This is a genomic window from Variovorax sp. OK212 (assembly GCF_900112425.1).
GTDB lineage: Bacteria > Pseudomonadota > Gammaproteobacteria > Burkholderiales > Burkholderiaceae_C > Variovorax.
On sequence record NZ_FOLP01000032.1, the window covers coordinates 16,689 to 40,585 of the forward strand.

The following is a 23,897-nucleotide window of genomic DNA, read 5'->3' on the forward strand; positions in this document are numbered from 1 at the left end:
GCGCTGTGCTTCATCGGCCGCCGCGAGCCCCCACCCCTGCCCTCCCCCGAAAGGGGAGGGAGAAAAGCATCCTAGGCCGTTTCAGCGAACAGCTCGCGACCGATCAGCATGCGGCGGATTTCGCTCGTGCCCGCGCCGATCTCGTACAGCTTCGCGTCGCGCCACAGCCGCTCGACCGGAAACTCCTTCGTGTAGCCCACGCCGCCCAGCGCCTGGATGGCCTCGCCGGCCATCCACGTCGCCTTCTCGGCCGAGTACAGAATCGCGCCGGCCGCGTCCTTGCGGAAGGTGCGCGCGTGGTCGTTGCGATCGCAGGCCTTGCCCACCGCGTACACGTAGGCGCGCGTGGCCTGCCAGGTCGAGTACATGTCGGCCAGCTTGCCCTGCATCAGCTGGAACTCGCCGATGCTCTGGCCGAACTGCTTGCGGTCGTGAACGAAGGGCAGCACCGCGTCCATGCACGCGGCCATGATGCCCAGCGGGCCGCCCGACAGCACCGCGCGCTCGTAGTCGAGGCCGCTCATCAGCACCTTCGCGCCCATGCCCTCGCCGCCCAGCACGTTCTCCTCGGGCACTTCGCAGTTGTCGAAGAACAGCGGGAAGGTGTTGGAGCCGCGCATGCCGAGCTTGTCGAGCTTGTTGCCGGCCGAGAAGCCCTTGTAGTTCTTCTCGACGATGAAGGCCGTCATGCCGCGCGCGCCCATCTCGGGTTCGGTCTTGGCGTAGATGACCAGCGTGTCGGCGTCGCCGCCGTTGGTGATCCACATCTTGCCGCCGTTGAGCACGTAGTAGCCGTTCTTCTTCTCGGCCTTGAGCTTCATGCTCACCACGTCGGAGCCGGCGTTGGGCTCGCTCATGGCCAGCGCGCCCACGTGCTCGCCGCTCACCAGCTTGGGCAGGTACTTCTTCTTCTGCGCGTCGCTGCCGTTGCGGTGGATCTGGTTCACGCACAGGTTGGAGTGCGCGCCGTAGGACAGGCCCACCGAGGCCGAGGCACGCGAGACTTCTTCCATCGCCACGATGTGGGCCAGGTAGCCCAGCTCGGTGCCGCCGAACTCTTCCTTCACCGTCATGCCGTGCAGGCCCAGCTCGCCGAGCTTTTGCCACAGGTCGTGCGGGAACAGGTTGTCGCGGTCGATGTCGGCGGCGCGCGGTGCGATTTCGTTCGCGGCGAAGTCCTGGATGGCGCTGCGCAGCGAATCGATGGTCTCGCCCAGGTCGAAGTTCAGGCCGGGATCGTGCATGGGGTTTGTCTCCTCTGAAGGGGTCGGCGCGCAGTGCTACCCGCGCTGGATGGCGCTTGAAAGATCGCAGCTTACGCCTCGTCGCGCCGCAATTGGCGCCACAATGGTTGCAAATTGCGCCACGCCCCGCCCAATAGAGCCATGTCATCACCCTCGTTCCTGCGACCCGCCCGCGCCGTCACGCCGATGGCCTTCGTGAGAGCCATCGTGCAGGGCTACGAGCGCTACGGCATGGACCCGGCCCAGGCCCTGAAGGCGGCACAGATCACGCCGCGCGAACTGGTCCGGCCGGGCGCACGCGTGACGGCCTCGCAGTTCGAGGCGCTGTCGGACCATGCCATGCAGGAACTCGACGACGAGGCGCTCGGCTGGTTCTCGCGGCGCCTGCCCTGGGGCAGCTACGGCATGCTGTGCCGCGCCTCGCTCGGCTCGCCCGACCTGGGCGTGGCCATCAAGCGCTGGTGCCGCCACCACCGGCTGCTGACCGAGGACATCGGCCTGTCGCTGGACGTGGCGGGCGGCATGGCCACGCTGCGCATCACCGAGAACCGACCGCTCGGCGACGCGTTTCGCGAGTTCTGCCTGGTGACCAGCCTGCGCTTCATGCACGGCTACATGTGCTGGGCGATCGACTCGCGCATCTCGCTGCGCGAAGCCACCTTTCCGTTCGCCGCGCCGCCGCACGCCGACGCCTACGCGCCCATGTTCACGCCCGAGGTGCGCTTCGGCGAAGCGCAGGCCAGCATCGGCTTCGACGAGCGCTACCTGGCGCTGCCGCTGCAGCGCGACGAGCGCGCGCTGCGCACCATGCTCAAGCGCGCGCTGCCGCTGACCATCCTGCAGTACCGGCGCGACCGCCTGCTGGGCCAGCGCGTGCGCGAGCTGCTGCGCTCGCGCGCCAGCGAGGCCACCACCGCCGAGGCGCTGGCCGCGCTGCTCAACGTGTCCAGCCGCACGCTGCACCGACAGCTGCACGAGGAAGGCACCTCGCTGCAGGTGCTGAAGAACGAGGTGCGCCACGAGATGGCCGTCGACCAGCTGCGCCGCACCACGCGGCCCATCAAGCAGGTGGCGCTGGCGGTGGGCTTTCGCAACGAGAAGAGCTTTTCACGCGCCTTCCTGCAGTGGACCGGGCACGCGCCGCGCGACTTCCGCCAGCAGGGGCTGTGAGGCGGCCGCAGCAGAGCGATCCGCGCGCTCTGCCTCCTCGGCCTCCACGGCCTGCGCCACCAGCCGGCGGAACTGGATCAGCGCCGAATCCATTGCCAGCGGCAGCATCGGCGCCGCGGGGTCGCGCTCGATGTTGCGCGCCTGCGCGGTGATCATGTCGCGGTCTTCGTTGAAGGCGACGATCAGGCTGTCGTGGATGGTGCGCGTGAGCTTCTCGCCCCCGAGCGAAGGCCGGTGCGACTGCTGGAAGAAATAGTGCGTGGTGGTTTCGGTCTCGGGCGTGAGCGTCTGGCAGCTGTGCAGCTCCACCGCGCGCCGCATGTCGCCCTCGGCATCGCCCACCGGCCGGCCGCCCGAATGCATCAGCAGCGTGCCGGGCAGCACGAAGTCGTAGACGAACCAACGGTCGAAGCGCGGGTTGTCGCCGAAGTCGCGCGCGCCGGCCCAGTGGGCGGGCGGCGGCACGTCGGGCACCTTGCGCGTGACGCGCAGGCCGCGCTCGATCTTCTCGATGGCCGGCCGCGCCTGCGCGATGGCGGTCGAGCCGCCCAGCGTCTTCTCGTGCACGTAGCTCAGGTGCGAGAAGTCGAGCAGGTTGTCGCAGATCAGCAGGTACGGCGTGTCGTAGTGCAGGTAGCCCGGGATGTTCAGCCACTGCGGGTCGTCGCAGGAATGGTTGTCGGGCAGCAGCGCGGTGTCGGCCCGCCCGGCGTCGCCCATCCACACGAACACCCAGCGGTTGCGCACCTCCACCGGGTAGCTGCGCACGCGGGCCTTGGGCGGCACCGTCTCCATGCCCGGCGCCTCGACGCAGATGCCCCGCGCGTCGAACTTGAGGCCGTGGTAGCCGCAGCGCACGCAGTCGCCTTCGCGCCGGCCCTTCGACAGCGGCGCGAGCCGGTGGCAGCAGCGGTCTTCGAGCGCCACGATGTCGCCGCCGGACTGCCGCATCAGCAGCAGCGGCTCGCCGATCACGGTGCGGTTGAACAGGCCTTCGGCCGGAATCTCGTGGTCCCAGGCGACCACATACCAGCAGTTGCGGATGAACATTGCGCGCTTGTCTCCATCGGGTGGTTGTTTTTCGCGATGGTGGCGCGCGCGGGCGGCGGGCCCGTCCCCTGCGCGGGGGACACGCTCGGCTATTCGCCTGAGCCGGTGCCTGAGCCAGCGCCGGTTCCGATGTCGGTACCGATGTCGGTTCAGGCCGCGCGCCGCGCCAGCGCCGCGCGGTCGTGGATGCCGAGCCGGGCGTAGGCGCGCTTGCGCAGCGTGAGCACGCTGGACGGTGCGATGTCGAGGTCCGCCGCGATGCCGTCGGCGGTCATGCCGCAGGCGATGCGCGCGGCCACGTCGAGCTCGCGCGCGCTCAGGTGCACCTCGCCCGCGGCCAGCCGTGCGCGGGCGAGCGCGATGCGCGTGGGCATGTCCGCATGGGCCGTCGCGCCGCCCACCAGGTTGCGGTGCACCTGGCGCAGCAGCGGCGACACCGCCAGCACGCGTTCGATTTCCTGCGGTGCGAAGCTGCCCATCGATTCGCTGCGGTACCGGTTGATGGAAAACGCCGTGCGCGGCGCCGGCATGTACAGCAGCGCGAGCCGTTCCGTGAGGTGCTCGCGCTCGTAGATGCGGTGGCGCCAGGCCGCGTCGGGCACGTCGCGCGAACGCAGGTGCAGCGCGGTGACCGTGTCGCACTCGCGCGTCTGCGAGCGCATGTGGCGCGTGATGCGGGTGGCGTCGTCGAACAGGTAGAAGTGCCGGCGGTACTGCGTGAAGCAGTCGCGCGTGACGTTGCGCGTGCCGGCGTGAAAGGCATGGCCTTCGAGCTGCGCCGGCAGCTCCTCGCCGTGCGAGACCAGCGAGATGAACTCCACCGGCAGCAGCGCGTTGAGGAAGTGCAGCATCGCGCGCGCCGGGGCCGCGTCGCGCGGTGCGTCGAGCAGCAGCGACACCGCGCGCAGGTCGAGCGTCTGCGCGCTCGTGGCGAGCGCGGGCACGGACCAGGTGGCTTGCGGCGGATGCGGCTGCATCCTGAAATTGTGGCCCGCGCGGGGCCGGCGCGAAAGCCGTGCGGGGCGCGTGCGACTCGGGACTAACCCGGGTCGGGCCTGGGGCCGGGCAGCATCAACTGCGCCAGTTGCGTCAGGTGGGGGCCGGTGCGTCGATCAGCGCGAGCGCGTCGGCGATCGACTGGCTGTCTTCCGGGCGCACCAGCTTCGCGAGTTCCTTGCCGTCGCGCATGAACACCAGCGTGGGCCACAGCCGCACGTTGAACGAGCGGCCCAGCGGCCGGCCGCTGCCGTCTTCCACCTTGATGCGGCGCACGTTCGGGTACTTGGCGAAGGCCTCGGCGATGTTCGGCTGCGCGGCCTTGCAGATGCCGCACCAGTTGGTGCCGAACTCGACCACGGCGGGGCCGGTGAGCGTGTCGATCTCGGTGCGATCGGGTTGCTCGGTTTTGTATTCGGAGGTCATGGGCGTGTCGTTCCTGTCTGCCGTTCGTTGATGGCCCTCATTCCATCAGAAACTCAGGCCGTCTGCAGCCCGTAGCCCGAAAGCAGCGCGGGCAATTCGGCCATGTCGCTGAACACGCGCGTCACGCCCACGCTCAGCAGCGGCCCCGGGCCGCTGTGGCCCGACTCGCCCGTGCTGTAGCCGAACACCGTGGCACCCGCGGCCACGCCGGCCATTGCGCCGGTGACGGTGTCTTCGACGATGGCGCAGCGCTTCGGGTCGACCCCCAGCGCCTCGGCCGCGGCGAGGTACACGTCGGGGTGCGGCTTGGAGCGGGGCATTTCATGGCCGCTGAAGATGCGGCCCTGGAAGCAGTCGAGCAGGCCGACCTTGGCCAGCTGCAGTTCGACCTTGTGGCGGTCGGCGCCCGATGCGCAGGCGATGCGGCCCTTGAGCTTGGCGTGGATCTCGCGGATCGCGGCGGGGGCGTGAGGGATGGCGACGAGGTCGCGCTCGAGGGCTTCGTTGCGGCGAGCTCTGAACGCCTTCAGCCAGTCGTCGGTGATCTTGACGCCGGTCCTGGATTCGATGAGGCCGGCTTCGTCCTTCACGGCCTTGCCGGTGAAGGTGTTCATCGATTCTTCGGTTGTCAGGTGCCAGCCCAGTTCGCCGAGCATTTCTGCGAGGACTCGGTTGGTGATGGGTTCTGAATCGACCAGGACGCCGTCGCAGTCGAACAAGACTGCGGAGAAGGGGAATTGATTCATTGCTGCATTGGTCTTGGGGGGATTGCTGTCGATGGTAGCAATCGCTTTGAAATTTGTTTTCCGGGGCCGGGATTCCGCCCGGCCCCGGAAAAAAACGTCAGGACACCGCTCGAATAGGGATATACATCTCCCCGCCCCCCGCCATGAACTCCTTGGATTTCTCCTCCATCCCCTCAGCCATCACGGCAGCCTCGGCCATGCCCTTCTTGGCAGCGTATTCACGCACTTCCTGAGTGATCTTCATAGAGCAGAACTTGGGCCCGCACATCGAGCAGAAGTGCGCCACCTTGCTGGAGTCCTTGGGCAAGGTCTCGTCATGGAATTCGCGTGCGGTATCGGGATCAAGCCCGAGGTTGAACTGGTCCTGCCAACGGAATTCGAAGCGCGCCTTGCTCAGCGCGTCGTCGCGCGAACGTGCCCCCGGATGCCCCTTGGCCACATCCGCCGCATGCGCAGCGATCTTGTAGGCAATGATCCCCTGCTTCACGTCATCGCGATCCGGCAACCCCAGGTGCTCCTTCGGCGTCACGTAGCAGAGCATCGCAGTCCCCGCCCACCCGATCATCGCCGCCCCGATGGCACTCGCAATGTGGTCATACCCCGGCGCGATGTCGATCGTCAGCGGCCCCAGCGTGTAGAACGGCGCCTCGTGGCAGTGCTTGATCTGCTCGTCCATGTTCGCCTGGATCATGTGCAGCGGCACATGGCCCGGCCCTTCGATCATCGTCTGCACATCGTGCTTCCACGCGATCTGCGTGAGCTCGCCCAGCGTGCGCAGCTCGGCGAACTGCGCCTCGTCATTGGCATCCGCACCCGACCCCGGACGCAGCCCGTCGCCCAGCGAGAAGCTCACGTCGTACGCCTTCATGATGTCGCAGATGTCCTCGAAGTGCGTGTACAGGAAGCTCTCCTTGTGGTGCGCGATGCACCACTTGGCCATGATCGAGCCGCCGCGCGAGACGATGCCCGTCATGCGGTCCGCCGTGAGATGGATGAACGGCAGGCGCACGCCGGCGTGGATGGTGAAGTAGTCGATGCCCTGCTCTGCCTGCTCGATCAGCGTGTCGCGGTAGATCTCCCAGGTCAGGTCCTCGGCCACGCCGCCCACCTTCTCCAGCGCCTGGTAGATCGGCACGGTGCCGATGGGCACCGGCGAGTTGCGCACGATCCAGTCGCGCGTGGTGTGGATGTTCTTGCCGGTGGACAGGTCCATGACGTTGTCGGCGCCCCAGCGGATGGCCCACACCAGCTTCTCGACTTCTTCCTCGATGCTCGAGGTGACGGCCGAGTTGCCGATGTTGGCGTTGATCTTCACCTTGAAGTTGCGCCCGATGGCCATCGGCTCCACCTCGGGGTGGTTGATGTTGGCCGGAATGATGGCGCGGCCGCGGGCCACCTCGTCGCGCACGAACTCGGGCGTGATGATGCGCGGAATGGTGGCGCCCATCGGGTTGCCCATGACGCGCTTCGCACGCTCCTCGTTGGCCAGGTACTCGGCCATCCACTCGCGCTTGCCGTTCTCGCGCAGGGCCACGTACTCCATCTCGGGCGTGACGATGCCGCGGCGCGCGTAGTGCATCTGGGTGACATTGGCGCCCGACCTGGCGCGGCGCGGCGTGCGCTGCAGCGCCGAAGCGCCGGCACGCAGTTCGGCCAGGCGCAGGGCATCGTGGTCGTGGGCGTGCTTGAGACCCTCGTCGAGCGCCTGGTGCGAGCGGCCCTCGTAGCTTTCGGTGTCGTTGCGCTCGGCGATCCACGCGCCGCGCACATCGGGCAGGCCGCGGCGCACGTCGATCTCGACCTTGGCATCGGTGTAGGGGCCCGAGGTGTCGTAGAGCGACACGGTCTCGCCGTTGGTCAGCAGCACATCGCGCACCGGCACGTTGAGGTCGGGCCGGCTGCCCGGAATCAGGCACTTGTGCGACGCGGGAAAGGGCTCGCGCGTCAGCGAAAGCAGCGTGGTGAACTTGTCGGGGGCATTCATCGGGGCACTCCTTGTGGGGACAGGGTGCTCCGCAATCGCTCGATGGACTTCGGGATGCCCGCCATGAAAAGGAATGACGGACCGGAGTCAGGGAGTGCAGCTCTTCTTACGCCGGTATGACCCGGATCAAGTTCGCGGGTCGGCAACTTTGCCATCTCAGCACGCCACATGCGTGCACCCCGGAGCGGGGCCGATTGTGCGAGCCCGGGGCCCGCGCGTCAAGCCACGGGCAGTTGCAGATCCCCGTCGAGGTAGTACCAACGATTGCCCTCGCGCACGAAACGGCTGCGCTCGTGCAGCCGGGTGGCGGCGCCGGCGGGGCCACGCTGGCGCGCCACGAACTCGACCTCGGCATGGTCCGCGTCGAGCACCGAGCGCGAGCGCACGTCGAGCCCCAGCCACTTGACACCGGGCTCGAACTCGATCGAGGCCGGCCGGTGCGCGGCATGCCAGGTGGCAAGCAGGTAGTCGCCGCGCTCCAGCACGAAGGCCGAATAGCGCGAGCGCATCAGGGATTCGGCGTCGGGCGCGGGGGTGTTCTCGAAATCGTCGAGGTAGCGGCCACAGCACAGGGTGTAGCCGATGGGCTTGTCGCGGCGGTCGGTGCGGCCGCAGGGGCAAGGTCCGTTGGTGGGATCGTTGGCGCTCATGAAGACCGCTATTGGAACACCTTGCGCCCGAAGCGCCGACAGGGCAAGCCCGAAGCCGCCCAGGCCCTGTCCACCCTAGGGCAGGCTGCCCGCGATGGCGGCGCGCAGCGCCCGCGCGTCGGCCGGCTTGTAGATCAGCGCATAGCCGGCGCGCTCCACCTCGGCCCGGTTGGCATGCGCCGTCTCGCCCGTGAGGATGACCACGTGGCGCGCCTTGCCCACCGCCTGCAGGGCCTGCGCCGCGGCCAGGCCCGAGAGCCCGCTGCCCAGGCGCAGGTCGCTCAGCATCAGGTCGAACACGCCGCCCTGCTGCAGCGCCTCGCGCGGGTTGGCCGCCAGCGCCACCTCGTGGCCCCAGGCGGACAGCAGCGAGCGCATGGCCTCGCGCACGGGCTGCTCGTCGTCGAGCACCAGGATGCGAATCGCGGTGGCGGCCTCCTGCTCGGGCGCGGTCGAAGCGAAAAGATCGTCGTCGCCCGTCGGAACGGCTGCTGCAGCCCGTTGCTCGAGCACCAGCGAGAACGTGCTGCCACGCCCCGGCGCGGTGCGCACCCGGATGCGCGAGCCCATCACCTGCGCCATGCTCGCCACCAGCGACAGGCCCAGGCCGAGCCCGCGGCTGCGGTCGCGCCCGGGGTTGTCGACCTGGAAGAACTCCTCGAACACCTGCGACTGGTGCTGCGCGTCGATGCCCACGCCCGAATCGCGCACCTCGATGCGCCAGCCGCCCGGCGCCACGTGCCGCGCGCAGACCAGCACCGTGCCCGAGGGCGTGTACTTGATGGCGTTGTCCACCAGGTTGCCGAGCAGCCGCGCGAGCATGCGCACATCGGCCAGCACCGCGGCCTGCGTGGGCCGCACGCGCAGGCGCAAGCCCTTGGCCGCGGCCAGCGCCGCGAAGCGCCCGTGCAGCGCGTCGAACAGCGGCTGCAGGCGCAGCGGCTCGGGCCGCACCGGGGCCACGCCGCCGTCGAGCTGGGCGATGTCGAGCAGCGCGTCGATGGAGCCGCGCAGGGCGTCGACGCTGTCGCGCATGAAGCGCAGGTTCTGCGCCGTGGGCGGGCTGCGCGTGTCGAGCGCGTCCACGAAGATGGCCAGCGCGTGCATCGGCTGGCGCAGGTCGTGGTTGGCGGCCGCGAAGATGCGGGCGCGCTGCGCGGCGAGCTGCGCCACGTGGTCGAGCTGGCGCGCGAGCGCCTCGGCCAGGCGCGCGTTCTCGAAGCCGTTCTCGATGGAGCCGACGATCAGCCGGTTCTGCTTGCGCGCGTAGTGCAGCGCCGCCAGCAGCTGCGACACCGCGAGGCAGCCCATGATGACCGGCACGCTGCCCGGCTCCAGCACCAGCCGCAGCGCCAGGCTCAGGAACACCGGCACGCCGAAGCACAGCGCGGCCAGCCACCACTGCGCGAGCGCGGCAATGATCACGCTGGTGGTGCCGCTCACGAAGAAGTACATAAGCAGGATGTAGGCAAGGTCGCCGCTCGGAAAGAACAGCCACGGCGCCAGCGACCACACCAGCCCCGGGAACAGCATGCGCAGCTCCAGCTGGCGGCGCGTGCGCGCGGCCGAGGCGGCGTCGATGGCCTCCGGGTCCAGCTTGTGCAGGTGGCGGTGCATGTTCCATTGCATGGCGTGCACCAGCACGGCCCACACCAGCGTGCCGCGGTTGCCGGTGAGCACCAGGAACAGCACCCAGAACACCGCGGCCGTGACGGCGGCCGACAGCGGTGTGTCGCGCGTGTCGATCACATAGGCGCGCGCCAGGCTCTGGTCGACCAGCGGATTGGCGTTGGGCGCCTCGACCCAATGGCCGCGAAGCTGCTGCAGCAGCGGCCTGGATGCGGATTCTGTGCCGGAAGGGGGTGTCGATGGCATGGTCGGTGTGCGGCCGATTCTGCGCGATGCATGTGACCGCCTTGCAGCCCAGTCGCTCGTCGCTCTATCGCCTACCGGAACATCACCCACTCGGGCCGCATGTTGAAGCGCACCGGCAGGATGCTCACGCCCAGCCCGCTGGTCACGTACATGCGCTTGTCCTTGTGCGCGATCCAGCCGTAGGCCCATTCGCGCGGCGCGGCACCGGGCACGATCAGCGCGCCATAGCCGGGAATGCGCACCTGCCCGCCATGCGTGTGCGAGGCCACCACCAGCCCCTGCGTTTTCGGCATGGTCGCGAAGCTGAAGGGGTCGTGCATCATGACCAGCGTGGCGGCGCCTTTTGGCACGCCGGCCAGCGCCTTGTCGGGCTCCGAATGGCCGGTCGAGCGATCGCCGATGCCGACCACCCAGAGGTCGTGACCAGGCAACTGCACCGAGGCGTTCTCCAGAACGCGGATGCCCTGCGCGGTGAGCGCCTTGGCGGTGCGCTGGCCGTCGTGCCACCAGTCGTGGTTGCCCAGCACCGCGTACACGCCCTGCGGCGCCTTCAGGCGGCCGAGCACGGCGGCCATGTCCTCGATGGGCAGCGCCTCGTCGTCGCCCGAGCCCGCAAGGAAGTCGCCGGGCAGCAGCACCACGTCGGGCCGGGCGGCGTTGATCTCGTCGACGATGCGCGCGGCCCGCTCGACGCTGGTGATGCGCCACGCCGAGCGTTCGGTGAGATGCCAGTCGCCCGCGACCGCCACCTTGAGGCCGGCGGGCGCCTGCCATTGCGCCGAACTCAAGGGCTCGACACGCGCCGCCACCCAGCGCGGCTCGATGACGACGCCCCAAGCCAGCAGCGCCACCAGCACGACTGCGGCGGCGATCCAGCTCCAGCGACGCCCGCCGCGCACGCTCACGCCAGCGCGCGTTGAATCAGCAGCTTCTGGATGTCCGACGTGCCTTCGTAGATCTGGCACACGCGCACGTCGCGGTAGATGCGCTCCAGCGGAAAGTCGTTCACGTAGCCGTAGCCGCCCAGCGTCTGGATGGCCGCGCTGCACACGCGCTCGGCCATCTCGCTGGCAAAGAGCTTGGCCATGGCGGCTTCCTTCAGGCACGGCCGGCCGGCGTCGCGCAGGCTCGCGGCATGCCAGATCAACTGGCGCGCGGCTTCGAGCTGCGTGGCGCATTCGGCCAGGCGGAAGCCCACGGCCTGCTGGTCGAAGATGGACCCACCGAAGGCCTGGCGCTCCTTGGCATAGGCCAGGGCCACGTCGAAGGCGCTGCGCGCCATGCCCACGCTCTGCGCGGCGATGCCGATGCGCCCGCCCTCCAGCGCGCCGAGCGCGATCTTGTAGCCCTCGCCTTCCGCGCCGATCAGGTTCTCGCGCGGGATGCGGCAGCCATCGAAATTGATCTGCGCGGTGTCGCTGCTGTGCTGGCCCAGCTTGTCTTCCAGCCGCGCGACGTTGTAGCCGGGCGCGTCGGTGGGCACGATGAACGCGCTCATGCCGCGCTTGCCCGCGCCCTTGTCGGTCACCGCGATGACGATGGCCACCTGGCCGTTCTTGCCGCTGGTGATGAACTGCTTCACGCCGTCGATCACGTAGCCGTCGCCGTCCTTGCGCGCGGTGGTGCGCAGGCTGGACGCATCGCTGCCGGCCTGCGGCTCGGTCAGGCAGAAGGCGCCGAGCATCTGCCCTTGCGCCAGCGGCTCGAGCCATTGCTTCTTCTGCTGCGCGTTGCCGTAGCGCATGAGGATGGCGTTGACGGGGCAATTGGTCACGCTGATGGCGGTGCTGGTGCCACCGTCGCCGGCCGCGATTTCTTCCAGCACCAGCGCCAGCGTGAGGTAGTCGAGGCCGGCGCCGCCATGCTCCTCCGGCACGCAGATGCCGTAGGCGCCCAGCGCCGCCAGGCCCTGGTGCACGTCCTTCGGAAAGCTGTGCTCGCGGTCCCACTTGGGGGCGCGGGGCCAGAGTTCGGCTTGTGCGAAGTCGCGCACCGCGTCGCGGATGGCTTCCTGGTCGGTGCTGAGCAGCATGGCGTTGTCTCCTGTCTTTCTTATGAATCGCTGTGGGTTACTTGCCGGCGCCCAGGTCCATGATCAGGCGCGCGGCCATGTACAGGCGGCGCGGAATGGCGCTGGTGTCCACGTACTCTGCCTTGTCGCTGTGGTAGCCGAAGCCGGGCAGGCCCAGGCTTTCGATCACGGGCTTGCCCGACAGCGCCGCGTAGGCCGCGTCGGTGCCACCGCCGGTGCGCTCTTCCACGCCCAGGTTGCCGCCGGCTTCCTTGTAGAAGGCCACGGCCTTGTCGACCAGCTTCTTGCCGCCTTCGCCTGCGTTGAAGGCCGGGCGGCCGCGCGTGATGAGCACCTTGACGTCGGCATCGGGCAGCTTCTTCTGCTGCGCGCGCTCTTCCAGCGTCTTCATGGCGGCGTCGAAGTCTTCGTTGCGCGCGTAGCGCACGTCGGCGTTCAGCGTGGCGCTGGCGGGGATGATGTTCGACACGTTGCCGGCCTTCGCAATGGTCCAGTTGAAGCGCAGGTTCTTCGACTTGTCGTCGATGTTCATGGTGCGCAGCACCAGGTCGGAAGCCTCGACCAGCGCGTTCACGCCCAGCTCGGGTGCGGCGCCCGCGTGCGAGGCCTTGCCGGTGATGTTGACCTGCACGTAGGCGATGCCCGAGGTGCCCAGCGAGAGCTTCTCGTCGCCGGCGCTGGTGGGCTCGAACGAGAGCACGTAGTCGGCCAGCTTGGCTTCTTCCTGGATCAGGTCGCGCGAGCCGAAGGAGCCCTTTTCCTCGTCGGTGTTGAACAGCACGGTGATGGTGCCGTAGTCGCGCACGCCGTAGTCCTTGAGCAGCTTGAGCGTGTGCAGGATGACGGCGTTGCCGCCCTTGTCGTCGGCGATGCCGGGGCCGTAGGCCTTGTCGCCCTCGACCTTGAACGGCGCCTTCGCAAGGATGCCCTTCAGGTAAACGGTGTCCATGTGCGAGAGCAGCAGCAGGTTCTTGCCGCCGCGGCCCTTGAGCTTGCCCACGATGTTGTCCCCGACCACCAGGCCGGCCGACTTGCTGCGCGTGACGGTGAAGCCCAGGCTCTTGAGCTCGCCTTCGAGGTAGTTGCCGGCGGAGGCGATGCCTTCGGCGTCACCGGTGCCGGTCTCGATGTTGACCAGCTTCTCCAGCGTCTTGATCACCGCGGGCTGCTCGTCGGTGGCAGCCTGGAACAGCACGTTGTCGCGCTTCTGCGCCAGGGCGGCACCCGCGACGAAGGCGGTGGCCAGCACGGCGGCAACGGCGGTACGGTGGATGGATGGGCGCATGAAATCTCCTGCTCTACGCATGTTTTGCATTGTTTGAAATATCCGAATGAAAAAAGCCGGCCAGCGCCCATCCCTCGGGCGCTGGCCGACCCTTGTCCTTATAGCAATTCGAGTGCCACCGCGGTGCCTTCGCCCCCGCCGATGCACAAGGTGGCCACGCCGCGCTTCTTGCCGCGCGCCTTCAGCGCGTGGATCAGCGTGACCATGATGCGCGCGCCGCTCGCGCCGATCGGGTGGCCCAGCGCGCAGGCGCCGCCGTGCACGTTGACGATCTCGTGCGACACGTCGAGCTCGTGCATCAGCGCCATCGGCACCACCGCGAAGGCTTCGTTCACTTCCCACAGGTCGACGTCCTTCACCGCCCAGCCGGTCTTCTTGAACAGCTTGGCGACGGCGCCGACCGGCGCGGTGGAGAACCACTCGGGCTGCTGCGCGTGCGTGGCGTGGCCGACGATGCGGGCGATGGGCCTGGCGCCGATCTTCTTCGCGTGCGACTCGGTCATCATGACCAGCGCGGCGGCGCCGTCGTTGATCGACGAGCTCGACGCGGCGGTGATGGTGCCGTTCTCTTTCTTGAACGCGGGCTTGAGCGTGGGGATCTTGTCGAGCTTGACCTTGCCCGGGCCTTCGTCGATGGAGATCACCGTGTCGCCGCCGCGGCCCTTGACCGTGACGGGCACGATCTCGTCCTTGAACAGGCCGGTGTCGGTCGCCTTCTTGGCGCGCTCGACGCTGGCGATGGCAAACGCGTCCTGCTGCTCGCGCGTGAACTTGTACTTGGCCGCGCAGTCCTCGCCGAAGGTGCCCATGGAGCGGCCCGGCTGGTAGGCGTCTTCCAGGCCGTCGAGCATCATGTGGTCGAAGATGCGGTCGTGGCCCATGCGGTAGCCGCCGCGGCCCTTGAGCATGAGGTAGGGCGCGTTGGTCATGCTTTCCATGCCGCCCGCCACCATCACGTCGTGCGTGCCGGCCAGCAGCATGTCGTAAGACAGCATGGCGGCCTTCATGGCCGAGCCGCACATCTTGCTGAGGGTGACGGCCCCCGCGCTGTCGGGCAGGCCGCCCTTGTAGGCCGCCTGGCGCGCCGGGGCCTGGCCCTGGCCGGCCATCAGGCAGTTGCCGAACAGAACTTCGCCCACGCTGTCGGGCGCGATGCCCGCGCGCTCGACGGCGGCCTTGATGGCGGCGCCGCCCAGGTCGTGCGCGGAGAGCGCGGAAAAGTCGCCCTGGAAGCTGCCCATGGGGGTGCGGGCCAGGCCGACGATGACGATGGATTCGGACATGTGGAGGTCTCCTTCAGGAATGGGGAAGTGAAAACTGGATCGGGTGAAAAAACGATCGGTCAGAAATGCGTTGCGTGGCCTTCGTGCTGGAAGCGCTGCGACTCTTCGTACGGGAACACGTCGAGCATCTGGCCGGCCTGGATGCGTTCCTTGTGGTGCTGCCAGAAGGCGGCGTCGAGCAGGTCGGCGTGGTGCGCCATGAAAGCCTGGCGCACGTCCGCGTTGCCCAGCAGGAAAGGCTCGAAGGTCTCGGGGAACACGTCCTTCGGGCCCACCGCGTACCAGACCTCGCCGCTCATCTCTTCTTCCTCGTTGCGCGGCGTGGGGACCTTGCGGAACTTGCAGTCGGTGAGGTATTCGATCTCGTCGTAGTCGTAGAACACGACCTTGCCGCCGCGCGTCACGCCGAAGTTCTTCCACAGCATGTCGCCCGGGAAGATGTTGGCGGCCACCATGTCCTTGATGGCGTTGCCGTACTCGATCACCGCATGCTCGAGCTGGTCTTTCGCGCGCCTGGCGTGGGCCGGGCTCTCGGGGTTGGCCAGCGTGTCGAAGGCTTCCTGCAGGTAGATGTTCAGCGGGATCATGCGCCGCTCGATGTAGACGTGCTTGAGCACGACTTCCATTTCCCCGTTGCCGTCGCGGTCGCCGATCTCCAGCTGGCTGGGCGCGAACTTGCGGATCTCGTCGATCAGCCCGGGCTCGAAGCGGTCGAGCGGAAAACCCACGTCGCTGTACTCCAGCGTATCGGCCATGCGGCCCACGCGGTCGTGCTGCTTCACGAGCATGTACTTGCCCTTGATCTGCTCGCGCGTGGTGTCCTTCTGCGGCGGATAGAAGTCCTTGATGACCTTGAACACGAACGGGAACGACGGCAGGTCGAACACCAGCATGACCATGCCCTTGATGCCGGGCGCGATGCGAAAGCGGTCGCTCGAGTAGTTCAGGTGCGACAGAAAGTCGCGGTAGAAAAGCGTCTTGCCCTGCTTGGCCAGGCCCAGCGCGTTGTAGATCTCGGCGCGCGGCTTGCGCGGCATGAGCGAGCGCAGGAACTGCACGCAGGCCGAAGGCACTTCCATGTCGACCATGAAGTACGCGCGCGCGAAGCTGAACAGCATCTGCAGGTCGTCCTCGCCGAACAGCGCCGCGTCGATGTAGAACTTGCCGTGGCTGTCGTGCAGGATCGGCAGCGAGAACGGGATCTCGGTGAAGCCGTTCATGATCTTGCCGACCACGTACGCACCCTTGTTGCGATAGAACAGCCCCGACAGCACCTGCAGCTGGAAGTTGGCGCGCAGCTTCACCTGGTGGAAGCGGTTCAGGATGACGTGCGCCACGCGCTGCGCATCGCGCTGCTTGTTGGCATAGCTGCCGGTGAGGCCGAAGTCGTCGATCATCTGCTCGACGGTGTCGGCCAGCGTCTCGGGCTCGGGGTAGTACGGCCGGTAGGTGGGCGCGCCGCGCGGCTCGATGTACTCGGTGCTGATGGCCGGGCGCACGAAGATGAAGTCGTTCTGGAAGTACGCGCGGTGCAGGATCTTCGTGGTGACCGAGTTGAAGAAGCTCTCGGCCAGTTCGGGCTGGTGGTGGTCCACCAGCAGCCCGATGTAGTGCAGCTTGATCTGGTGCCACACGTCCATCGGTTGCTCGCCGGCCTTGAACTCCTTCTCGAGCCGGGCCACGGCTTCGCTCACGCGCAGGTCGTAGAACTCGATGCGCTCGCGCTGCGCGCGCTGCTGGCCGTGCCAGTCGGCGGTTTCGAAACGGTGCTTGGCACGCGCCGACTCGGCGCGGAACAGGCGGTAGTGGCGGTTGAAGCCGTCCATCATCGCTTTCGCGATGTCATAGGCCAGCGGCGAGTCGAGGCGCTGCGGGAACATGAATGGACGGACCGGGGACCGGGGAACCGGAAATGGCCGTGGCGCTGCCCGGGCGGCCTCAGGCCGCGGCGGGATCCACAGAACCGGCAGAACCGGTGTCGGCCTCGGGCTGCGGCGACATGGCCTGCGCTTCCTGCACCGACTGGTTCACCTGCGCGCCCTGCACGGTCAGCGCCTGGATCACTTCGCCGGGCCTGCTCCACTTGTAGCGGATGCGCTGCACGGCGGCCTTGTAGACGGCATCGAGCGGCTTGGCGCCGTCGACGCTCAGGCCCAGGTCCTGCAGCAGGCCGTCGTGCACGCCGAAGGTCCAGCCGTGGATCTTGACCTTCTGGCCGCGCGCCCAGGCGTCGACCATGACCGTGCTCACGGCCACGTTGACCACCTGCTCGGCCACGTTGAGTTCGCACAGCGCGTCGACGCGGGCTTCCTCGGGCAGGCTTTCGAGCATGACGTGGTGGCGGTCGCGCACGTCCTGGATGTGGCGGATCCAGTTGTCGGCCAGGCCGATGCGCTTGCCGCTGAGCGCGGCCTTGACGCCGGCGCAGCCGTAGTGGCCCACGACCATGATGTGCTCGACCTTCAGGTGCTCCACCGCGAACTGGATCGCCGAGAGCGCGTTGAGGTCGGAGTGCACCACGATGTTGGCCACGTTGCGGTGCACGAACACTTCACCGGGCTCGAGGCCGGTGATCTGGTTGGCGGGCACGCGGCTGTCGGAACAGCCGATCCACATGTAACGCGGGGTTTGCTGCTTGACCAGGCTGGTGAAGAAACCAGGCCGGTCTCGCTCCATCTGTGCGGACCAGGCACGGTTATGGGCAAAGAGGTCTTCGAGGTTGTCGGACATAGTCGTCTATTGTCGATGAGGAGTGTTTTTCAGGCCTTGGCTTCGGCGGCTTTCGAACCCTTGGCCGCCTTTTGTGCCTTGGCCAGCGTGGACCGTCCCTTTTTTTCGTGCTCGCGCACTTCCGCGAGATTCGCCTGCAGCTCGGTCAGCTGCGCCTCGAGCTGGGCCCTGTGGGCGCCCAGCACACCGAGGAATTTCTCCAGCTGCGGCACCGTGTCGCGCGGGCTGTCGTACATGTCCAGGATGTCCTTGGCCTCCGTCAGGCTCAGGCCCAGGCGCTTGGCGCGCAGGGTGAGCGTGAGCCGCGCCCGGTCGCGCGCGCTGTACACGCGCTGCAGGCCGGCGCGCTCGGGCGTGAGCAGGCCCATGTCCTCGTAGAAGCGGATGGCCCGCGTCGTGAGGTCGAATTCCTTCGCGAGCTGGCTGATGGTGAAGGTTTGCGCAGGCATGGCGGAAGTGGTGGCGAAGGAGGCGTCAAACGGAAGGTTACGAGGGCGACAGCAGGTTTGCCCGGCGATCCCTACAATGGTGCCCTTGACTCATGACGTTTACGTAAACGTCAATCTTACATGAACCTCCTCGAACGCGAACTCCACTACCCCCTGGGCGACACCCTGCCCCAGCCCGGCGAAGCCATGGAAGTGGCGCCCGGCGTGCGCTGGATCCGCATGCGGCTGCCCTTCGCACTCGACCACATCAACCTCTGGCTGCTGCGCGACACGATCGACGGCGTGGCCGGCTGGACGGTGGTCGACTGCTGCATCGCCCACGACGAGGCGCGCGCGCAGTGGGAACAGATCTTCGAGACGCAGCTGCAGGGCCTGCCGATCCTGCGCGTCATCGTGACCCACATGCACCCCGACCACATCGGCCTGGCGCACTGGCTGTGCGAGCGCTGGAACGCGCCGATGTGGATCAGCTCGACCGACTACCACGTGGCCCGCGTGCTCAGCACCGCCGGCGACACGCTGGCCGGCGGCGAGCAGGCGGCGCGCTTCTTCAGCTCGCACGGCCTGAGCGACCCCGACGCGGTCGCCAAGATCCGCGCGCGCACCAACTACTACGCGAACATGGTGCCGGCGGTGCCCGACAGCTTCGTGCGCATGCTCGACGGCGACACCGTCACCATCGACGGCCACGCCTGGCGCTGCATCAGCGGCTACGGCCATGCGCCCGAGCACATCGCGCTGTACTGCGACGAGCTCAAGCTGCTGCTGGGCGGCGACATGATGCTGCCGCGCATTTCCACCAACGTGAGCGTGTACGCAGGCGAGCCCGAGGCGAACTCGCTGCGCCTGTTCCTGGACAGCATCGACAAGTTCAAGGCGCTGCCGGCCGACACGCTGGGCCTGCCCTCGCACGGCAAGCCGTTCACCGGCATCCATCGCCGCGTCGACCAGCTGCAGGAGCACCACCGCGACCGCCTGGCCGAACTGCTCGAGGCCTGCACCGCGCGCCCGCTGACCGCGGCCGAAGGCCTGCCGATCCTGTTCAAGCGCGAGCTCGACCTGCACCAGATGACCTTCGCCATGGGCGAGACCGTGGCCCACCTGCACCTGCTGTGGTTCGCTGGCCAGGTGAAGCGCGAGCTGGGCAAGGACGGCATGTACCGCTTCGGCGCCAAGTCGGGCGCCGCCTGAGGACATCGCCGGCAATTTAGACTCGCCGGATGGACGACGACACGCTGGCTGAGCTGCGCGCGGGCCGGCTGGCTGGCGCAAAACGAATCGATCTCTCGTGCGGACTCACCGAGTTCCCGCGCGAGGTGTTCGACCTTGCCGATTCGCTCGAGACGCTGAACCTGTCGGGCAACGCGCTCGACACCCTGCCCGACGACCTGCACCGGCTGCGCCGGCTGCGCGTGCTGTTCTGCTCCGACAACCGCTTCACCACGCTGCCCGAAGCCATCGGCCAATGCGATGGCCTGGACATCGTCGGCTTCAAGGCCAACCAGATCCACACCGTGCCGGCTGCCGCGCTGCCGCCGTCGCTGCGCTGGCTGATCCTCACGGACAACCGGATCGAGGAGCTGCCCGACACGCTCGGCCACTGCACGCGCATGCAGAAGCTGATGCTCGCGGGCAACCGCCTGCGCGCGCTGCCGCCGTCGATGGCCGCGTTCGACCGGCTCGAGCTGCTGCGCATCTCGGCCAACCGTTTCGAGACGCTGCCAGGGTGGCTGCTCTCGCTGCCGCGCCTCTCGTGGCTCGCCTGCGCGGGCAACCCCTTCGACACCCAGGCCGAAGACGCGGCGATCGCCGCGCGGTCGGTGCCGCACATCGACTGGCATGAACTCACGCTCGGCAGGAAGCTCGGCGAAGGCGCATCGGGCGTGATCCACCAGGCATCGCTCGGCACACCAGGGCAGCAGCAACAACAGGTGGCGGTCAAGCTGTTCAAGGGCGCCGTCACCAGCGACGGCTGGCCGCACAGCGAAATGGCGGCGTGCATCGAGGCCGGCGAACACCCGACGCTGATCGCCGCGCAGAGCCGCATCGACGGCCATCCCGAGGGCACCGAAGGCCTCGTGATGGCGCTGGTCGATCCGTCGTTCGTCACCCTCGCCGGGCCGCCGAGCCTGGCATCGTGCACGCGCGACGTCTATGCGGGCGACGCGCGCTGGCCGGCCCGCGTGGCGCTGCGCATCGCGCGCGACATCGCCTCGGCCATGCAGCACCTGCATGCGCGGGGCCTCCTGCACGGCGACCTGTATGCCCACAACATCCTGTGGCAGGCCGAGGGCGGCGGACGGCTCGGCGACTTCGGCGCGGCCTGGATGACCGGCGCGCTCGGCGCGGCACAGGCGCGCGCGTTCCAGTCGCTGGAAATGCGCGCCTTCGGCTGCCTGCTCGAAGAGTTGCTCGAACGCTGCACCGACACGCCGCCGCCCGCCGTGGCCGCGCTGAAAGACCGCTGCCTGCAGCCCGACGCGGCCGCGCGCCCTTCGTTCGCCGACGCCCTGGCGCTGCTGCAGCAAGCGCTTTCGCCATGACGCGGCGCCGGCCACCGCAGTTGCCATTGCCCACGCGCGATGGCGTCGGCCCCAGCTGCACCGGTTTGCCCTACGGCCCGTGGCCGACCATTGCCGAATTCCTGATCGAGCGCTTTCCCGCCATCACGCCCGAGGCCTGGATCGCGCGCATCGAGGCCAACGACGTCATGGACGAGCACGGCGTGCCCGTGACCCTCACGCGCCCCTACCAGTCGCCGCTGCGCGTGTACTACTACCGCACGCTGGACGACGAGGTGCCCATTCCGTTCGAGGAGCAGGTGGTGTTCCAGGACGACGAGTTCCTGGTCGTCGACAAGCCGCCCTTCGTGCCCGTCACGCCCACCGGCAAGTACCTGCAGGAGAGCCTGCTGGTGCGCCTGAAACGCAAGCTGCGGCTCGACGACCTGGTGCCGATGCACCGCATCGACCGCAGCACCTCGGGGCTGGTGCTGTTCTCGGTGCGGCACGCCACGCGCGGCGCCTACCAGTCGATGTTTCCGGAGCGCCGCATCGACAAGCACTACGAGGCGGTGGTGCCCTGGCAGGAAGGCGTGTCGTCGGTGCCCGAGATCTACCGCAGCCGCCTGGTCGACGACGACCACTTCATGCGCGTGCGCGAGGAGCCCGGCGAGCCCAATTCCGAGACCCGCATCGCCGTGCAGGAAGTGCGCGACGGCCATGCCCTGCTGAGGCTGTCGCCCGTCACCGGCCGCAAGCACCAGCTGCGCGTGCACTGCCAGGCGCTGGGCATGCCGATCGTGAACGACCCGATCTACCCCGTGCTGCTGCCCGAGGGCGCGGACGACTTCAGCAAGCCCCTGCAGCTGCTGGCGCGTTCGCTGTCGTTCATCGATCCGCTCACCGGTGAGCTGCGCAGCTTCACGAGCCCCCGGAGCCTGTCGCTGACACCGAGGTGACGCGCGCGCGGCGTGGCGCGCACTAAGCTCGTTTCCTGAAAATTCTTTCATTCAGGAGACACCTGCACCATGGACACCACCCAACTCTTCTCGCTGAAGGGCCGCACCGCGCTGATCACCGGCGGCTCGCGCGGCATCGGCCGCATGATCGCCGAGGGCTACCTGGCCCAGGGCGCGCGCGTGTACATCTCGGCACGCAAGGCCGCGGCCTGCGACCAGACGGCGAAGGAGCTGTCGGCGTTCGGGCATTGCGTTTCGCTGCCGGCGGATGTGTCGACGGTGGAAGGGGCGCAGGCGCTGGTCGATGCCTATGCGAAGCATGAAGGCTCGCTCGACATCCTGGTGAACAACGCCGGTGCGGCCTGGGGAGCGCCGTACGAAGAGTTTCCGGAGAGCGGGTGGGACAAGGTGGTCGACCTGAACCTGAAGACGCCCTTCTTTCTGACGAAGGCGTTGACGCCTCTGCTGAAGAAGGCGGCGACCGATCACCTGTCGAAGGTGATCAACATTGCGTCGATCGACGGGATCTCGGTGAATCCGCAGGAGACGTATTCGTATGCGGCGAGCAAGGCTGGGTTGATCCAGCTGACGCGTCGCATGGCGCTGCGGCTGGCGCAGGACCGCATCGTGGTGAGCGCCATTGCGCCGGGCGCGTTTGCTTCCGATATGAACAAGGATGCGCGGGACCACGGGGATGTGGTGAAGGATCGCATTCCTGCTGGAAGGATCGGGGTGCCTGAGGATATGGCGGGGGCGGCTATTTATCTGGCTTCGCGGGCGGGGGATTATGTGATGGGGTCTACGTTGGTGGTGGATGGGGGGGTTACGCACGCTCGATAGAGGGTTGTTCTTTCGAGCACGCTCGCTTTTTTGGGCACGCTCGTTGGGCGTTTGCTTTCCGGGGCCGGATCTCGCCCCGGCAGGCGACCTACTTTTCTTTGCTTCGCCAAAGAAACGTAGGCAAAAGAAAGGCGACCCTGCTGTCTGCGTCCCTTCGCTTCGCTACGGGCAACCTGCGGTGCTCACGTTTCGCGGGGTCCCACCCAAACTCGCTTCGCTCAAACAAGGGTGGGCCCTGATCCGCGAAACGCTCCGCTCCTCGGCGCAGCCAGAAGGGCTTGGGGAACAGACGCGCCATCGCTGCGCTCGGCTTGGGAACAGCCGATACAGAAAGCAGAAAGACAGCCCCCTGCCCGTACCCCTGGTTCATCACTGCGGGCGCGCAGCGCCTGCAGTGCCTCGGGCCGAGCAACGCGATGGCCCGTGTGGCGTCCCATCCCCTCTGGCTGCGCCGAGGAGCGCAGCGTTTCGCGGACAAGGGCTCGCAGCTGTTTGAGCGAAGCGAGTTCTGCGAGACCCCGCGAAACGCGAGCACCGCAGGTTGCCCCGTAGCGAAGCGCAGGGGTCGCAGACAGTGGGGTCGCCTTTTCTTTGCCTACTTTCTTTTGGCGAAGCAAAAGAAAGTAGGTCCGCCGCCGGGCGGAATCCCGGCCTCGGGAAAAAACCAACCCAACAAAGGTTCAGTTCCAACGAGGCACAGCCTCATCCTTCAACTGCTGCCGCAACAAACCATAGTCAGGCAACACACTCTCGACCGTCTCCCAGAAGCGATGCGAGTGATCCATCACCCTCAGATGCGCCAGCTCATGCGCAACCACATAGTCGATCACCGGCAACCGGAAGTGAATCAACCGCCAGTTCAGCCGAATCGACCCATCGACACTCGCACTCCCCCACCGAGTCGCTGCGTTGGACAACGAGAGCTTCACCCATCGCACCCCGAGCAGCGGCGCAAAGTGATCCAACCGCTCGATGAACAGCTTGCGTGCCTGCCGCATCAACCACGCCTGCGCCGCGTCACGAATCTGCGAAGGCTCCGCGTTCTGCGCCACGGCCAGCCGCAGCACCCGCGGCCCGTCTCCTTCCGCCGCATCGAGCGTCCCGCCCACGCTGGCAAACCCGTGCTTCGGGTCGAGCCGGATCACGACGGCCTCGCCCATGAACGGAAACACCGCGCCGTCGCGCCATTCGATGCGCGTCGCCTCGACCCGCGCATGCCGCTGCTGCGTCTCCGTCAGCTTGCGCAGGATCCAGTCCGACTTCTCGTGAATGGCTGAATCGACATCGCGCAGCGCCACCCAGCGCGGCGCGCGCACGGACAGGCCTTCGGCCCCGACCAGAAAACCGATGGTCTTGCGCTTTCCCCGCTTGAACTCATAGGCCACGCGCGCCGACCCCAGCACGATCTCGCGCGAAGCCTGCGGATGCGCGAAGCTCGCCAAGGTCAGCGTGTCGGCCAGCAGCACCGCGGGCGGCGCATTCGGATCCATTGGTGCAGGCGCAACGACAGGTGCCGTGGGCACCGCGTCCTGCGGCGCCACCAGCTTGGGCTTCCTTGCCCGGCGCGGCCGCGCGGGCGCAGGTGTTGGCGCCGGTGGCGCGAACTCGCTGCCCAACCCCTCGAAAAGATCCATCGTGAACTGAAGCAGTCCCCCCATGACGGGCTCTCTTGTCTTC

Annotated in this window: 21 protein-coding genes and 1 riboswitch; of the genes, 5 read left to right on the plus strand and 16 right to left on the minus strand. The window is 67.8% G+C overall.

The features are described from left to right. Nucleotides 1-71 precede the first annotated feature (71 nt). Entirely contained in the window at nt 72-1,244 is a 1,173-nt protein-coding gene (locus BM004_RS38155) for an isovaleryl-CoA dehydrogenase (RefSeq protein ID WP_093130548.1), read from the minus strand. A gap of 141 nt (nt 1,245-1,385) precedes the next feature. Here BM004_RS38155 and BM004_RS38160 point away from each other — a divergent pair, with 141 nt between their 5' ends. Then, nucleotides 1,386-2,414 (plus strand): AraC family transcriptional regulator, encoded by a 1,029-nt coding sequence (locus BM004_RS38160; protein ID WP_093130549.1) that lies wholly within the window; start codon nt 1,386-1,388, stop codon nt 2,412-2,414. Here BM004_RS38160 and BM004_RS38165 read toward each other — a convergent pair. From BM004_RS38165 to BM004_RS38230, 14 genes are all read right to left on the minus strand, one after another. Further along, complete coding sequence (locus BM004_RS38165; RefSeq protein WP_093221777.1) at nt 2,352-3,464, minus strand: aromatic ring-hydroxylating oxygenase subunit alpha; 1,113 nt, start codon at nt 3,462-3,464, stop codon at nt 2,352-2,354. The genes BM004_RS38160 and BM004_RS38165 overlap by 63 nt on opposite strands. Before the next feature lie 149 nt (nt 3,465-3,613). Continuing rightward, nucleotides 3,614-4,441, minus strand: a complete 828-nt coding sequence (locus tag BM004_RS38170; RefSeq protein ID WP_093221779.1) for a helix-turn-helix transcriptional regulator — start codon at nt 4,439-4,441, stop codon at nt 3,614-3,616. A gap of 112 nt (nt 4,442-4,553) precedes the next feature. Then, on the minus strand, nt 4,554-4,886 hold the full coding sequence (locus tag BM004_RS38175) for a thioredoxin family protein (protein WP_093221782.1): 333 nt from the start codon (nt 4,884-4,886) through the stop codon (nt 4,554-4,556). 53 nt (nt 4,887-4,939) lie between these two features. Beyond that, nucleotides 4,940-5,632: an HAD family hydrolase gene (locus BM004_RS38180; protein ID WP_093130553.1), complete on the minus strand. Its 693-nt coding sequence runs from the start codon at nt 5,630-5,632 to the stop codon at nt 4,940-4,942. 97 nt (nt 5,633-5,729) lie between these two features. Next, nucleotides 5,730-7,616: a phosphomethylpyrimidine synthase ThiC gene (thiC, locus tag BM004_RS38185; protein WP_093221784.1), complete on the minus strand. Its 1,887-nt coding sequence runs from the start codon at nt 7,614-7,616 to the stop codon at nt 5,730-5,732. 86 nt (nt 7,617-7,702) lie between these two features. Next, nucleotides 7,703-7,808, minus strand: a riboswitch (TPP riboswitch). Between the two features lie 26 nt (nt 7,809-7,834). Next, on the minus strand, nt 7,835-8,266 hold the full coding sequence (locus tag BM004_RS38190) for a YchJ family protein (RefSeq protein ID WP_093130555.1): 432 nt from the start codon (nt 8,264-8,266) through the stop codon (nt 7,835-7,837). Nucleotides 8,267-8,341: 75 nt separating this feature from the next. Next, nucleotides 8,342-10,141 carry a hybrid sensor histidine kinase/response regulator gene (locus tag BM004_RS38195; RefSeq protein ID WP_093221787.1) on the minus strand — a complete coding sequence of 600 codons (1,800 nt, stop codon included), beginning with the start codon at nt 10,139-10,141 and terminating at the stop codon, nt 8,342-8,344. A 71-nt stretch (nt 10,142-10,212) separates the two neighbouring features. Next, the gene (locus BM004_RS38200; RefSeq protein WP_093221789.1) at nt 10,213-11,046 is read right to left on the minus strand and encodes a metallophosphoesterase; all 834 of its coding nucleotides are present in this window, start codon (nt 11,044-11,046) and stop codon (nt 10,213-10,215) included. Beyond that, the gene (locus BM004_RS38205; RefSeq protein ID WP_093221792.1) at nt 11,043-12,173 is read right to left on the minus strand and encodes an acyl-CoA dehydrogenase family protein; all 1,131 of its coding nucleotides are present in this window, start codon (nt 12,171-12,173) and stop codon (nt 11,043-11,045) included. The genes BM004_RS38200 and BM004_RS38205 overlap by 4 nt, the downstream gene beginning before the upstream one ends. 37 nt (nt 12,174-12,210) lie before the next feature. Next, nucleotides 12,211-13,458: a glutamate carboxypeptidase gene (locus BM004_RS38210; protein WP_093130559.1), complete on the minus strand. Its 1,248-nt coding sequence runs from the start codon at nt 13,456-13,458 to the stop codon at nt 12,211-12,213. A gap of 98 nt (nt 13,459-13,556) precedes the next feature. Beyond that, a complete protein-coding gene (locus tag BM004_RS38215) occupies nt 13,557-14,741 on the minus strand; it encodes an acetyl-CoA C-acyltransferase (RefSeq protein WP_093130560.1) in 1,185 nt (394 codons plus the stop codon). 59 nt (nt 14,742-14,800) lie between these two features. Continuing rightward, a complete protein-coding gene (gene aceK / locus BM004_RS38220) occupies nt 14,801-16,621 on the minus strand; it encodes a bifunctional isocitrate dehydrogenase kinase/phosphatase (protein WP_093130561.1) in 1,821 nt (606 codons plus the stop codon). A gap of 58 nt (nt 16,622-16,679) precedes the next feature. Beyond that, on the minus strand, nt 16,680-17,471 hold the full coding sequence (can, locus tag BM004_RS38225; RefSeq protein ID WP_093130562.1) for a carbonate dehydratase: 792 nt from the start codon (nt 17,469-17,471) through the stop codon (nt 16,680-16,682). Between the two features lie 29 nt (nt 17,472-17,500). After that, on the minus strand, nt 17,501-17,920 hold the full coding sequence (locus BM004_RS38230; protein ID WP_093130563.1) for a MerR family transcriptional regulator: 420 nt from the start codon (nt 17,918-17,920) through the stop codon (nt 17,501-17,503). A 120-nt stretch (nt 17,921-18,040) separates the two neighbouring features. Between BM004_RS38230 and BM004_RS38235 the strand changes: the two genes are divergently transcribed. The 4 genes from BM004_RS38235 (at nt 18,041) to BM004_RS38250 (ending at nt 22,220) form a co-directional block, all read left to right on the plus strand. After that, nucleotides 18,041-19,111: an MBL fold metallo-hydrolase gene (locus tag BM004_RS38235; protein WP_093130564.1), complete on the plus strand. Its 1,071-nt coding sequence runs from the start codon at nt 18,041-18,043 to the stop codon at nt 19,109-19,111. A 29-nt stretch (nt 19,112-19,140) separates the two neighbouring features. After that, nucleotides 19,141-20,463 (plus strand): leucine-rich repeat-containing protein kinase family protein, encoded by a 1,323-nt coding sequence (locus BM004_RS38240; protein WP_093221794.1) that lies wholly within the window; start codon nt 19,141-19,143, stop codon nt 20,461-20,463. Further along, nucleotides 20,460-21,380 (plus strand): pseudouridine synthase, encoded by a 921-nt coding sequence (locus BM004_RS38245; protein ID WP_093221797.1) that lies wholly within the window; start codon nt 20,460-20,462, stop codon nt 21,378-21,380. The genes BM004_RS38240 and BM004_RS38245 overlap by 4 nt, the downstream gene beginning before the upstream one ends. A gap of 69 nt (nt 21,381-21,449) precedes the next feature. Continuing rightward, complete coding sequence (locus tag BM004_RS38250) at nt 21,450-22,220, plus strand: SDR family oxidoreductase (protein ID WP_093130567.1); 771 nt, start codon at nt 21,450-21,452, stop codon at nt 22,218-22,220. A 680-nt stretch (nt 22,221-22,900) separates the two neighbouring features. Here BM004_RS38250 and BM004_RS38260 read toward each other — a convergent pair. After that, nucleotides 22,901-23,878, minus strand: a complete 978-nt coding sequence (locus BM004_RS38260) for a M48 family metallopeptidase (RefSeq protein WP_256220264.1) — start codon at nt 23,876-23,878, stop codon at nt 22,901-22,903. Nucleotides 23,879-23,897 lie beyond the last annotated feature (19 nt).

What these genes read in the sequence shown, in the direction of transcription:
- thiC (WP_093221784.1), bottom strand. Translation starts at nt 7,616, where the DNA reads ATGAATGCCCCCGACAAGTTCACCACGCTGCTTTCGCTGACGCGCGAG.
- BM004_RS38250 (WP_093130567.1), top strand. Translation starts at nt 21,450, where the DNA reads ATGGACACCACCCAACTCTTCTCGCTGAAGGGCCGCACCGCGCTGATC.
- BM004_RS38230 (WP_093130563.1), bottom strand. Translation starts at nt 17,920, where the DNA reads ATGCCTGCGCAAACCTTCACCATCAGCCAGCTCGCGAAGGAATTCGAC.
- BM004_RS38160 (WP_093130549.1), top strand. Translation starts at nt 1,386, where the DNA reads ATGTCATCACCCTCGTTCCTGCGACCCGCCCGCGCCGTCACGCCGATG.
- BM004_RS38240 (WP_093221794.1), top strand. Translation starts at nt 19,141, where the DNA reads ATGGACGACGACACGCTGGCTGAGCTGCGCGCGGGCCGGCTGGCTGGC.
- aceK (WP_093130561.1), bottom strand. Translation starts at nt 16,621, where the DNA reads ATGTTCCCGCAGCGCCTCGACTCGCCGCTGGCCTATGACATCGCGAAA.
- BM004_RS38155 (WP_093130548.1), bottom strand. Translation starts at nt 1,244, where the DNA reads ATGCACGATCCCGGCCTGAACTTCGACCTGGGCGAGACCATCGATTCG.
- BM004_RS38165 (WP_093221777.1), bottom strand. Translation starts at nt 3,464, where the DNA reads ATGTTCATCCGCAACTGCTGGTATGTGGTCGCCTGGGACCACGAGATT.
- BM004_RS38195 (WP_093221787.1), bottom strand. Translation starts at nt 10,141, where the DNA reads ATGCCATCGACACCCCCTTCCGGCACAGAATCCGCATCCAGGCCGCTG.
- BM004_RS38235 (WP_093130564.1), top strand. Translation starts at nt 18,041, where the DNA reads ATGAACCTCCTCGAACGCGAACTCCACTACCCCCTGGGCGACACCCTG.
- can (WP_093130562.1), bottom strand. Translation starts at nt 17,471, where the DNA reads ATGTCCGACAACCTCGAAGACCTCTTTGCCCATAACCGTGCCTGGTCC.
- BM004_RS38260 (WP_256220264.1), bottom strand. Translation starts at nt 23,878, where the DNA reads ATGGGGGGACTGCTTCAGTTCACGATGGATCTTTTCGAGGGGTTGGGC.
- BM004_RS38175 (WP_093221782.1), bottom strand. Translation starts at nt 4,886, where the DNA reads ATGACCTCCGAATACAAAACCGAGCAACCCGATCGCACCGAGATCGAC.
- BM004_RS38205 (WP_093221792.1), bottom strand. Translation starts at nt 12,173, where the DNA reads ATGCTGCTCAGCACCGACCAGGAAGCCATCCGCGACGCGGTGCGCGAC.
- BM004_RS38180 (WP_093130553.1), bottom strand. Translation starts at nt 5,632, where the DNA reads ATGAATCAATTCCCCTTCTCCGCAGTCTTGTTCGACTGCGACGGCGTC.
- BM004_RS38210 (WP_093130559.1), bottom strand. Translation starts at nt 13,458, where the DNA reads ATGCGCCCATCCATCCACCGTACCGCCGTTGCCGCCGTGCTGGCCACC.
- BM004_RS38245 (WP_093221797.1), top strand. Translation starts at nt 20,460, where the DNA reads ATGACGCGGCGCCGGCCACCGCAGTTGCCATTGCCCACGCGCGATGGC.
- BM004_RS38170 (WP_093221779.1), bottom strand. Translation starts at nt 4,441, where the DNA reads ATGCAGCCGCATCCGCCGCAAGCCACCTGGTCCGTGCCCGCGCTCGCC.
- BM004_RS38190 (WP_093130555.1), bottom strand. Translation starts at nt 8,266, where the DNA reads ATGAGCGCCAACGATCCCACCAACGGACCTTGCCCCTGCGGCCGCACC.
- BM004_RS38215 (WP_093130560.1), bottom strand. Translation starts at nt 14,741, where the DNA reads ATGTCCGAATCCATCGTCATCGTCGGCCTGGCCCGCACCCCCATGGGC.